A 10,723-nucleotide genomic window follows, 5' to 3' on the forward strand; every position below is an offset into this window, starting at 1 on the left:
CAGCGTAGGAGTCGGTGCTGGGCGTGTAACTGTAGATGTCGGGTAGAGTCGTGGAGGTTCCGAAGCGACCGCCGAGGAAATAGACCTTGGCCGTGCCCGGGAAGTACTCGCCGTCGAAACGGCAGTAGGCGAACGACGACTGAGGTCCGTTCTGCCATGACTGGCCAGTCGCCATGCCGGCGAGTACGCAGCACAAAGATACGAGCACGAACTTGTTCATCCCTTGCCTCCTGAAGGTTGCCGTTCAGTCATCTATCGGGGCTCGCTCGCGCCGGCTGTGGGTGCAGACTGCCCAGCAAAAGCAGGGCAGCCACCGGCGCGGAACCTCGTAACCGCACTTGAGTTATACCATCCCACGTTCGGTTGTCAAGACGCGTCTGAGCTGCACCCGGCCGATGGCGGAAGTCAGAAACCGCAAGTGAATGCAGACGCGTCCGGTGCTTCTGACTTCGGATGTCTGCCTTCTGACGTCTGACTCTGGTCGCTCCAATCTCGCCTTGACTCTCGGTGCAGCGCCTCTACAATCTGACTCAAAGGAGCCACCCATGCCTCAGGAAGAAAACCGTCCAACGCCCCAGGGTCCGCCCGTCCAGATAGAAATCGGCGAAAAGGAATCCGAGGGCGTCTACTCGAATTTCGTACTCATCGCCCATTCGCCGTCGGAGTTCATCATCGACTTCGCGCGGATACTGCCTGGCCTGCCCAAAGCCAAGGTCTTCTCACGCATCGTGATGACACCGCAGCACTCGCTGCTGCTCCACAACGCGCTGGCCGACAACATCAAAAAGTACGAAGACCGCTTCGGGAAGATAAAGCTCCACGGCAAAGAAGAAGACATCGCCCGTAGCATGGGGTTCTGACCGCGCCCAGGGCGCGGGAAGTCCGAATTCCGAAGTCAGAATGACGAATTCCCGTGCTCCGGCTGACGGAGAGCGGCCTCCGCTTGCTCTGCCCAACCGCGAACTGATCGAGCGGCTGGGCGAGATCGCGAACCACCTCGGCACACGCTCCTTTCTTGTGGGCGGCCCGGTCCGGGACCTGCTGTTCGGCCGGACAAAGAAGGGAGTTCCTCGCAGAGGCACGAAGACACAAAGAGGTTCTGAGTCCGAGACCCTGGTGACTGGGTCTCCTGGTGGTGAGATTCCGACTTCGTCCGGCTTGCAGGATATCGATGTAGCAGTTGAGGAAGGGTGCCGTGAGTTCGGTGCCGCAGTCGCCAAGGAGTTCGGCGGCCGTCTTGTCTATCACAGCCGCTTCCTGACGGGAACGGTCCTGTTCGACCGGCCTCAAGCGTCAAGCGTCAAGCCTCAAGCAGTGGAGCACATCGACATCACGCAGACCCGGGCGGAGAGCTACGAGCGGCCGGCCGTGCTGCCCGCGGTGCGCCCCGCGAGCATCGTTGGTGACCTCGGCCGCCGCGACTTCACCATCAATGCGATGGCTCTGGAAATCACGCCCGGCGCGTTCGGCGAATTCATCGACCCCTTTGACGGCCGCGCCGACCTGGAACATCGCCGGGTGCGGACACTCCACGCTCGCAGCTTCAGCGACGACCCGACGCGCATCTTCCGCTGCCTCCGGTTCGCCGCCCGGCTGGGGTTCAAGATCGAACCGCAGACCGCTGACCTGATGCGCTCCGCCGTCGAACAACGCCTCCCCGCATTCCTCACCCCGGAACGGCTCCTCTACGAACTCCGGGCTATCTGCGCCGAGCCGCTGGTTCTGCCGATCGTCAAGTCGGTCATTCGCGAGCGCCTGCTCGAGGCCGCCTTGCGCTGGACGCCGCCGCGCGGGTTTGTCGACGGCCTGGAAAGGCTGGTTCGGAACCGCCTGCCGCCGGAGCTGCTCTTCATCTATTGGCTCAGCGTGCTGCCGGTCACAGAGCGGTTCCCGATCCGCAAGGAAGAGCGGGACGCCGCCGCAGCGGTGGCCGGGTTCGGGAAGCTCAGGCCCTGGCTCAGGCGCAAGCTGAAGCCGAGCGGCGTCTACAGGATACTGCGCTCCGTACCGGAGCCGGCGCTTGCCGTGCTCGCGCCCCTGGAAACCAGACCCGTGAGCACGAGCATCAGCGCCTTCCTCGATAACTACAGGCGGGTTGGCATCGCCGCAACCGGCGCCGACCTGCGCGCGGCCGGCCTGAAGCCGGGACCGGCGTACAGGGAGATTCTGGACCAGTTGCTTTTCGCCCGGCTCGACGGTAGAATCCGCTCCGTGACAGAAGAACGCGCGCTGCTGCAACGACTCGCTCATCCGAAGGTTGGCTGATGTTTGACATCCAGGGCCTCATCCTCTCCGCCCCGGCGATTCTCTTCGGCCTGACCATCCACGAGTTCAGCCACGGCTGGGCTGCCTGGAAACTCGGAGACCCGACCGCGAAGATGATGGGTCGGCTGACTCTCAATCCGATCAAGCACCTTGACCCGATCGGTACCATCGCGCTGTTCCTCTTCAGGTTCGGCTGGGCCAAGCCGGTGCCGATCGACCCGCGCAACTTCCGCCATCCGACCCGGGATATGGCCATCTCGTCCCTGGCCGGCCCGGCCGCGAATCTGCTCACCGCCGGCGTCTCCGGGATCATCCTGCGCGTGCTCGACCTGTTCCACGTCGGCGGCTTCGCCTCGATACTGACCGGCTATTTCGTGCTCTTCAACCTGATTCTCTGCTTCTTCAACCTGATACCGATACCACCGCTCGACGGCTCGCGCCTGCTCTACCATCTGCTGCCGCCGAACTTGGCCGCCGCGTTCGGCCGGCTCGAACGTTACGGTTTCATCATCCTCATCGGCATCATCTTCCTGGGCCAGCTCACCAACGTCAACCTGTTGTGGCTGTACATGTCCCCGCTGCTGAAGCTGTTCAGCCTGCTGTTTGTCGGGCGACAGATTGTCTGACGTGGCAGCGAAACGGACTGCCCGGAAAGGAACATCGAACCGAGGCGCGCGGGTGGCAATCATCCTCGCCGCGGCGATCGCAGTCCTCTTTACCTTCGCCAGCCTCTTCTTTCACTACTTCGTGAACCGGCCGGTCAGCACCAACTACTGCGGTCCGCTCGGGTACTGGCTGGCTAGCGGGCTTGACATTTTGTTCGGCTGGTTCAGCCTGATGGGACCGGTGCTGGTGGCGATGCTCGGTATCCTGTACCTGCGCCGGGGCAAATCGTGGCGTCCGTTCACCGGCACGCTGGTCTGGACTTTCTGCCTGTTCACGCTTGCCTCCCTCATGGCCTACCAGTTCCGCAGCCAGCACAACCTCGGCGGCGTGGTCGGCGGATGGTATGCTGGAGTGCTGCTGATGGGACTCGGGTTTGGCGCGTACGCGATTGCGGCGCTGGCCGTGCCCTGGGCGCTGAACATCTGGCTCCGGCGTCCGGTCAGGCCGGACCTGGCTCAATCCGGCTTCATCCTGCTGCTCGGCCTGTACCTTGACCTCTTCCTCTCCTACTTCGGCGGCCGCTGGTCACTCCCCGGCCCGCTGCCCAGGCCGGGCCGACTCGCTTGGGAACCGCTCTACCCTCTCGGAGGAAAAGCGGGCTTGGGAATCGTCCACGGTCTCCAGAAGCTCATCGGCCCGGTCGGGACTCTCATCCTGCTGGTCGGCACTTTCCTGATGGTACTCGCTCTGTTCACGAAGCTGCGAGTGCCGGAGCTCGGTTGGCTGCGCGCCATCGTCGCCGGGCTCTTCGCCCGCCCCAGGCATGAGCCCGAGGAGAAACCGTTGATCGCCGCTCCCAGCCTCGACCGAAAGGAAGCGGCCGCAAGCGAAGCCGCAATCATCAAGCCTCAAGCCCCGAGCCCCGGACAGCAGCCTGCAGGAAAACCGGTGTCGGACTCGTCCGACGATTCTGACCGGTCAGACGCAGACGAGGAACGGGAACCCGAGGACCGCGAATCGCCCGCCGTCTACCGCCAACCGGAAATCCCGCGAGAGGCCGCGCCCGTCCGTCGACACCAGCCGATGAAGTTCAACTTGAGCGACTTCCAGAAGCAGTTCCTTGATTCGCTGGACCAGCCGGGCGAGAAGGACCATGTATTCAAGGACCGGAAGGAATCCGAGGCCGAGGCGCTGGTCCTGATCGACAAGCTCAAGCAGTTCGGCATCGAGGGCCGCATATCGGACATTCAGTCAGGCCCGATGATTACGAGGTTCGAGATGGAACCCGCGCCGGGGGTGAAGATCCAGTCCATCTCCAGCCGGCAGGACGATATCTCGCTCGCGCTCGCCGCCGAGCGTATCCGCATCCTCGCGCCCATCCCGGGCAAGAACGCGGTCGGCATCGAGGTGCCGAACAAGGAGCGCCGCACCGTCTACCTGCGTGAGGTGCTGACCAGCGAACCGTTCCGCGACCAGAAGTCGCCGCTCGGGTTCGCCCTCGGCACAACCATCACCGGCGAGCCATACAGCGCCGACCTGCGCACCATGCCGCATATCCTCATTGCCGGCACCACGGGTTCGGGCAAGTCGGTCTGCATCAACTCGCTCATGGCGTCAATCATCTACCGGTCCGGACCCGACTACGTCCGTTTCCTGACCATCGACCCCAAGCAACTCGAACTGCCGGTCTACAACCCGATTCCGCACCTGCTCGGCACCACTACCATCGACCCGGACAAAGCGGTGCGGGAGCTCGGCCGGATAGTAGAGATCATGGAAGCTCGGTACGGCGAGTTCGCCAACCTCGGCGTGCGCGACATCGTCGGCTACAACGAACGGGCCGAACAGGAAGGGTTCGACCGTAAGCCCTACATCGTCGTGATAATCGACGAACTGGCCGACCTGATGCTCCGCGCGCCGAACGAAATCGAGATGCGTATCACCCGGCTCGCCCAGATGTCCCGGGCGGTCGGCATCCACCTCGTGCTCGCGACCCAGCGGCCATCGGTCGACGTTATCACCGGTCTCATCAAGGCCAACTTCCCCTGCCGGACCGCGTTCCAGGTCGCGTCCAAGACCGACTCACGCACGATTCTGGATATGAACGGAGCGGAGTCCCTGCTCGGCAAGGGTGACATGCTCTTCCTGCCGCCGGGCAAGGGCGAACCGACCCGGCTCCACGGCTCATTCGTCTCGGACCGGGCGGCTAAGCGCATCGTCGACCTCTGGGCGCGAACCTACCTGACTGAACTGCTCACCGGCCTGGTCGAGAACCCGGCCGAGTGCGCGCGCAAGATGATTGAGAGCGATGTCGTCGACGTGCTCTACGACAAGGAAAAGTCGGGAGTGCGCCGCAAGCTCGATGATATGCGGACGATTCTGCCCGAAGAAGTTGTTGACAACCTGATGGCCCGCAAATACTATGAAGCCCTGCCCGAGGAGAGCCCGCAGGTCAAAGCGGAGCGGAATCGGGCACAGGAAGAGGACCGCGAACGGGATGAGAAGTTCGTCGAGGCCGCGCAAATCGTGGTCCGACACAGAGAGGCATCCGTTTCAATGCTACAGCGACGTCTGGACATAGGCTGGGCCCGTGCGGGCCGGATAATTGACCAACTCGAACAGGTCGGCGTGGTCGGCCCCTACGTCGGGTCGAAGTCACGCAAAGTGCTGGTTGACAACGAGGCCGACCTCCAGAAGATGCTTGCCGGCGACAAGGTGCAGCCATCGTGATTGACCGCAAGACGGTCATCACCTGGGTCAACATGATCGCGGAACAGATCCCGTGCCGCACGTATGAAGAAGTGATGCACTTCATCAAGTCCAAACCCGAAGGCAAGATCGTCGCGGCCAAACCCGAGATAAGGATCGACGACCACTGGTTCAGCATCCGGCGCCACAACGATGCTGTGGGCGGGGAGGACATCCTCGAGATCTTCATCGGCAACCGCGAGTCCGAACCTGACTACATGGGCTACGACCGGATTGACCCGCGCTGGCACGACGCCGAGGGGCGGGACATGAAACGCTGGGAACTGAGCCGGGCCTACATGCACCCCAAGTACCGGGGACAGAATTACTCGCTGTTCATGGCCGAGATGGTGATGGCGCTCGCCCGCAAGAATCACGCCAAATCGGTCGTCGCCTATCCACGCCACGTCGCCATGCTTGTCACGCTCCTGAACTACGGGTACCGGACGATGGAAGGCAACTACGACGCCACACTCCATCGTATCCTGAAGCAGGGCAAGCACTGGTACAGCACCAACACCGCTCAGCGCCGCCTCTACTACGCGCAGGAATTCCGGCCGTTCATCCAGGACGGCAGCTTCATCATGGAAAAGCCGGTCTCCAGCCACGGCCTGTGGGATTTCCTGATGGAAAAGGTCTGAACCAGCCTAGTTAGGTGTTAGTAAGTTAGGAGTTAGGAGTCGAACTCCTAACTGCTAGCTGCTCTCTGCTAACTTCCTGAGCCGGCTGGCGCCGACGATCCCGGCTTCGATCCCAAGCTCGGAAAAGACTATGTCCAGATTCCGACCCGGCAAAGCCTGGGTTCGGCGGAACACCGATCTCCGCACCGCCTTCAGCAGGGGTCTGCCGATGCCACTCACGCCGCCGCCGATAACGATACGCTCCGGGTCCAGCAGCTCCACGGCGTTGGCGAGCGCCGTGCCCAGGTAGTCCCCGACTTCTTCAACCAGGGCCAGGGCCAGCCGGTCGCCGGCCCGCGCGGCCCGGCCGATCTCGCGCATCGTTATCCCCGCCGCATCCCCTTTGGCAAACTCGAACATCAGGCTTGGGCCTTCGGTCTTCATCCCCGGAAAGAGCGAGATCTGGTTCCTGTGGTCCTTGAGACGCTTCAGTTGCGCCCGCACCCGCTTCCGCGCCCGGTCCTCCACGTAGCGCGCCCCGACGTAACGCTCGACGCAGCCATTGTGACCGCAGGGACAAGGCAGCCCGTCCGCAAAGATGGCAGTGTGGCCGATCTCTCCGGCCGCGCCGTTGGCGCCGGTGAGAAGTCGGCCGTCCGCGACTATCCCGCCGCCGACTCCGGTGCCTAGCGTCACGCAGAGCAGGTGCCGGCAGCCATGGCCCGCTCCGTGCAGCGACTCGCCCAGAGCTACCGCGTTCGCGTCGTTGGTGCAGTACACCGGCAGACCGGTGATACCTTCGAGCGTCCGCTTCACCGGCGTACCGTTCCATCCCGGCAGATTCGGCGGCACGCGCACTATGCCGGCAGCGTGGTCGACCAGTCCCGCGATCCCGATACCGACCGAGGCGACCTTCCGTCGTTTCCGCAGTTCCTCGACCACCGCCCCTATCCGCTTCAGAGCCTGCGTCGGTCCGGACGCGGCACGTGTCAAGAGAACCCGCCGGGCTCTGACCCGGCCCACACCGTCAACCAGCCCGATCTTGATGTTGGTACCGCCGAGGTCGATGCCGATGTCGAATGAAGCTCTACGCATCACGCTCGATGCTTCACGCGGAAAACGGGGACTGTACCGCGCGTCCTAGCGCTTCGTGGGACTGTCCCCGTTTTCCGACCTCACACAACGTGCGTAGAGCTTACGAAGCGCCTGCTCGTACGCGGGGCTCAGCGTCACGTCGCGCCGAGCCATCACCTTGCGGGCATTGGAGAGGACGTGGCCGAGCGGCCAGCGGGCCTCGCTGCCCCAAGCAAATGCGGGTACCTCCTTGGGAGAGAGCCCGGGCTCGAACCAGTTGGCAAAGGTACCGACCCGTGTACCCGTGTTGAGCAACGTCCCAATGGCCGTCTTCGCGTGATCACCGATGAAGCAGCCGACCTTAAGCAGGTCGGTGTCAATCGTCTTCCCCTGCCAGCTCACCTGCACCGGCTGGTAGGCATTCTTCAGGTCCGAGTTGGTCGTCATCGCCCCAAGGTTCACCCACTCGCCGACAAAGGCGTGGCCGATGAAGCCCTCGTGGTGCTTGTTGGCGTGCCCCTGGAAGACGCTGGTCTCGACTTCACCGCCGATCCGGCAACGCGGCCCGAAGCTGCAGCCCGGCCGCACCTTGGCACCGTCAATCACCGTACCCGGACCGACATAGCAGGGCCCTTCGACAAAGCTGCCCGGGCGCACGACCGCGTCCATGTCAATGAACACCGGCCCGGTCTCCGTGCTGATGACCGTTTCCGGCCAGGCCCGGCTGCCCGGCTCCAAGTGCAGCTTCCTCCGGTCGCCAACCACCATCGCCCCTCGCTCGATTCTGCCGCGTCCGGACGCCTGCCTTCTGCCTTCCGACTTCTGCCTTCTGACTTCGGCTTCTTCCAGCAACTCCGCCGCGTTGTATTCCACCAGGTCCCACGGCCACTTCACCACCCGCGCCCTTACCTGCTCTTCAGCGAGGTCGGCACGCAGGCCGCGCACCGAGCTCAGCTCCGCCACGCACTCCGCGCACACGCGGAAGCCGACGACCTCGTCGCCGGCCATCAGCACCGATTCCGGCCCCTTGGCCGACACCGGCTCATCGAGGATAGCAGTTGCGGAGAGGAACAGCCGACCCTGCCGTGGATTCGTGTTCACTCGGCAGTTGTGGTGCGCCTCGGCGGCGATACCTGCAACTTCGTCGCGTACCCAGAGGAAGACCGGCTCATCCGGATACAGACGACGGTACTTCTCGAGCAGTGTGAAACGCCCGCAGCGCAGGTCAAAGGCGGGCCGCAAATCGCAAAGCGGCGACAGCCGCTCAAGGCCGTCGCCCTCATAGATGCAAATCACAAGTCTAGGATATTACTGGCCTGCCCCAAGTCAAGGCTGGTCCAACAGACCGCAAGCCTTGCCTTCACTTGCCCCTGATGTATTGGCAGTAGCCGAACGCTATCGGCCCTTCCTTCGTTGTCTCACAGGGGAAATCGGCGCACTCGAAGCACAGCCTCACGCCCTTCTTGAAGGCGCACGTCGCTATCTTGCAGAACTTGTTCTCCTTCGGGACACACCCCGCGTCGCCGCTGGGGCACGTCCCTTTCACCATCCTCGGGCATTTCTCGCAGGCAATGCCGCAAACCCCGATCTTCACAAGACCTCTTCGGACTTCACTTCCGGACCGGCGAGTTCCGCTCTGCGCTTCTCGACGTCGCCGGCGCCACCCCAGTAGGAGTAGTCCAGTCCCTTCACAACCGGACCGGTGCTGATGACACACGGAGTACCGCGTCGGTCGATCGCGTGGATGATTACCGGTCCGATGTAGCCGCCTCTGAGCGACCGCAGGTCACGTACGGCCTCGAGACACGCCTCGCGCACGCCGGCTCCAGCCTTCATGTACAGCACTACCGAACGCGCCGTGCAGGCGCGGATCGTCATCTCGCCCACGTGCGTGCAACCACAGGCCCCGTAGCGGTTGTCTGCGTACAAGCCGACGCCGATCACCGGTGAATCGCCCAACCTTCCCGGATAGCACTGCGCCCAGCCCGATGTGCTCGTGCCGGCAGCTATGTCACCGTTGCCGTCCAGGCCGAGGAACACGACAGTTCCGCCTGCCGTCTTCTCCCGGCTCGACTCCCAGGCAAGTCTCACGAGTTCCTCTCCGGACAGGTTGCACTCGACCCCCTCCCTTCTATTCCCTCCCCCTTGAGGGGGAGGGAAGGGTGAGGGTGGCGCGCACGACCCACCACCTTCGCGAAACTCAGCAGCAGACGAATGCTCCTTCATCCAGCGCTCGTACCGGGCCCGCGCCTCCTCGGTGAACATCTCGGCCCGCTGCGCCCCGATCTCGCGTGCGAACCGCTCCGCACCCTCGCTCACCAGCATCACGTGCGGAAGTCGCTCCATCACCTCCCTCGCCACCGACACGGCGTGCAGGAAGTACCGCAGGTTGCCGACCGCTCCGGTCCGGCCGGTCGCCCCGTCCATCACCGCCGCATCGCAGCTCACCACACCCAGCAGGTCAGGAGCTCCGCCCCGGCCGACCGAATCGATGCTCGTGTCCGCTTCCACCACGCGGATTCCCGCCTCGACCGCGTCCAGCGCCGACCCGCCGCGCTCCAGCACCTCCCGCGCCGCCTTCATCCCCACCCCACCCTCGCAATTGGCAAGGATCGTCATCTAGAGTCTGCTCCTCTTCTCGCTTCGCACCCGATAGAGCCGCTCGGTGAAGCCGCCCTCACGTTCAAAGGCAGACGCCTGCGCCCCGAGTTGTCGATCCAGCAGGTGGCAGCAGACGTTCAGCAGCGACAGGGCTCCATTGGCCGCGAGCTCGGCTGACCGCCACTGCCCCCACGGACAATCACGGACTTTCCGGTTGTCCGTACCGGTCCATGCCCGTATGTGCTTGTCCGTGTCAATTCGCTCTGCACCCACTCCGCAAACTCCTCCATCGTCGCAACCCGCCTCGCCCTGAACCGCTTGAGCGCCGGGTGCTCCGGCTCCCACTACCCCAGTCCTCTCTGCCTCAAGTAGTCCTCGTAGTCCAGCCGCAGCTCCTCAAGGCTGGCCCGCGCCACGTTCGTCAGCTTCAATTCAGTCTTCCTGGATGTGCCCGAAGCAAGGCTGCCTTCGGCAATGTTCTGCACTCCGGACCTTGCCGCCTGCACCATCTGGTCGTGCGTCCGCGAGCGCCTGTCGACGTACCGGTCGCAGAACCTGACCGTCACATCGTACACAAGCTGCGCTACCTGAAAGCTCCGGAGCTTCCGATACCCTCCGTGCTTCGGTATCAGCGGTTCGCCGGTCATCGGCTGCTCTTGATACGCATCGTCCCTGTTCGTCCGTGAGTGCTATAGGATTTGGTGGTGTGGCGAGCGTATTTGTTGACAAAAAGCTGTCTCGCCTTCGAATGGTAGTGAGTTATAGTCCGTTAAGACCTACCACCGAGAGGAGACAGCTATGAACACCAA

General features: G+C 63.4%; 10 protein-coding genes and 1 pseudogene. 5 read left to right on the forward strand and 6 right to left on the reverse strand.

The features are described from left to right. Positions 1–220, reverse strand: a 220-nt coding sequence (locus tag FJY68_11755) for a hypothetical protein (protein ID MBM3332502.1), incomplete at its 3' end; no start/stop codon positions are given. Between the two features lie 325 nt (positions 221–545). On the opposite strand from FJY68_11755, the gene FJY68_11760 reads away from it, so the two are divergent. The 5 genes from FJY68_11760 to FJY68_11780 are packed head-to-tail and all read left to right on the forward strand — an operon-like array spanning position 546 to position 6,260. Next, positions 546–860 (forward strand): DUF3467 domain-containing protein, encoded by a 315-nt coding sequence (locus FJY68_11760; GenBank protein ID MBM3332503.1) that lies wholly within the window; start codon positions 546–548, stop codon positions 858–860. Between the two features lie 40 nt (positions 861–900). Further along, entirely contained in the window at positions 901–2,265 is a 1,365-nt protein-coding gene (locus FJY68_11765; protein MBM3332504.1) for a CCA tRNA nucleotidyltransferase, read from the forward strand. Beyond that, positions 2,265–2,891 carry a site-2 protease family protein gene (locus tag FJY68_11770; protein MBM3332505.1) on the forward strand — a complete coding sequence of 209 codons (627 nt, stop codon included), beginning with the start codon at positions 2,265–2,267 and terminating at the stop codon, positions 2,889–2,891. The genes FJY68_11765 and FJY68_11770 overlap by 1 nt, the downstream gene beginning before the upstream one ends. Before the next feature lie 52 nt (positions 2,892–2,943). Next, complete coding sequence (locus FJY68_11775; GenBank protein MBM3332506.1) at positions 2,944–5,601, forward strand: DNA translocase FtsK; 2,658 nt, start codon at positions 2,944–2,946, stop codon at positions 5,599–5,601. Then, the gene (locus tag FJY68_11780) at positions 5,598–6,260 is read left to right on the forward strand and encodes a hypothetical protein (GenBank protein MBM3332507.1); all 663 of its coding nucleotides are present in this window, start codon (positions 5,598–5,600) and stop codon (positions 6,258–6,260) included. The genes FJY68_11775 and FJY68_11780 overlap by 4 nt, the downstream gene beginning before the upstream one ends. 54 nt (positions 6,261–6,314) lie before the next feature. Here FJY68_11780 and FJY68_11785 read toward each other — a convergent pair whose 3' ends face one another. The 5 genes and pseudogenes from FJY68_11785 to FJY68_11805 all read right to left on the reverse strand — a co-directional run bounded on the left by FJY68_11785 (position 6,315) and on the right by FJY68_11805 (position 10,561). Then, a complete protein-coding gene (locus FJY68_11785) occupies positions 6,315–7,334 on the reverse strand; it encodes an ROK family protein (protein ID MBM3332508.1) in 1,020 nt (339 codons plus the stop codon). A gap of 45 nt (positions 7,335–7,379) precedes the next feature. Next, on the reverse strand, positions 7,380–8,609 hold the full coding sequence (locus FJY68_11790; protein MBM3332509.1) for a hypothetical protein: 1,230 nt from the start codon (positions 8,607–8,609) through the stop codon (positions 7,380–7,382). A 64-nt stretch (positions 8,610–8,673) separates the two neighbouring features. Next, on the reverse strand, positions 8,674–8,907 hold the full coding sequence (locus tag FJY68_11795; GenBank protein ID MBM3332510.1) for a DUF3795 domain-containing protein: 234 nt from the start codon (positions 8,905–8,907) through the stop codon (positions 8,674–8,676). After that, a complete protein-coding gene (locus FJY68_11800; protein MBM3332511.1) occupies positions 8,904–9,932 on the reverse strand; it encodes an asparaginase in 1,029 nt (342 codons plus the stop codon). Before FJY68_11800 ends, FJY68_11795 begins: the two co-directional genes overlap by 4 nt. Next, positions 9,933–10,561 (reverse strand): annotated as a pseudogene (locus tag FJY68_11805) (four helix bundle protein). Positions 10,562–10,723 lie beyond the last annotated feature (162 nt).

The organism is candidate division WOR-3 bacterium, assembly GCA_016867815.1.
Classification (GTDB): Bacteria; Hydrothermota; Tepidihabitantia; order Tepidihabitantales; family Tepidihabitantaceae; genus UBA2258.

Coding starts and splice junctions, on each gene's coding strand:
- FJY68_11760 (MBM3332503.1), top strand. CDS start 546: ATGCCTCAGGAAGAAAACCGTCCAACGCCCCAGGGTCCGCCCGTCCAG.
- FJY68_11765 (MBM3332504.1), top strand. CDS start 901: ATGACGAATTCCCGTGCTCCGGCTGACGGAGAGCGGCCTCCGCTTGCT.
- FJY68_11770 (MBM3332505.1), top strand. CDS start 2,265: ATGTTTGACATCCAGGGCCTCATCCTCTCCGCCCCGGCGATTCTCTTC.
- FJY68_11785 (MBM3332508.1), bottom strand. CDS start 7,334: ATGCGTAGAGCTTCATTCGACATCGGCATCGACCTCGGCGGTACCAAC.
- FJY68_11800 (MBM3332511.1), bottom strand. CDS start 9,932: ATGACGATCCTTGCCAATTGCGAGGGTGGGGTGGGGATGAAGGCGGCG.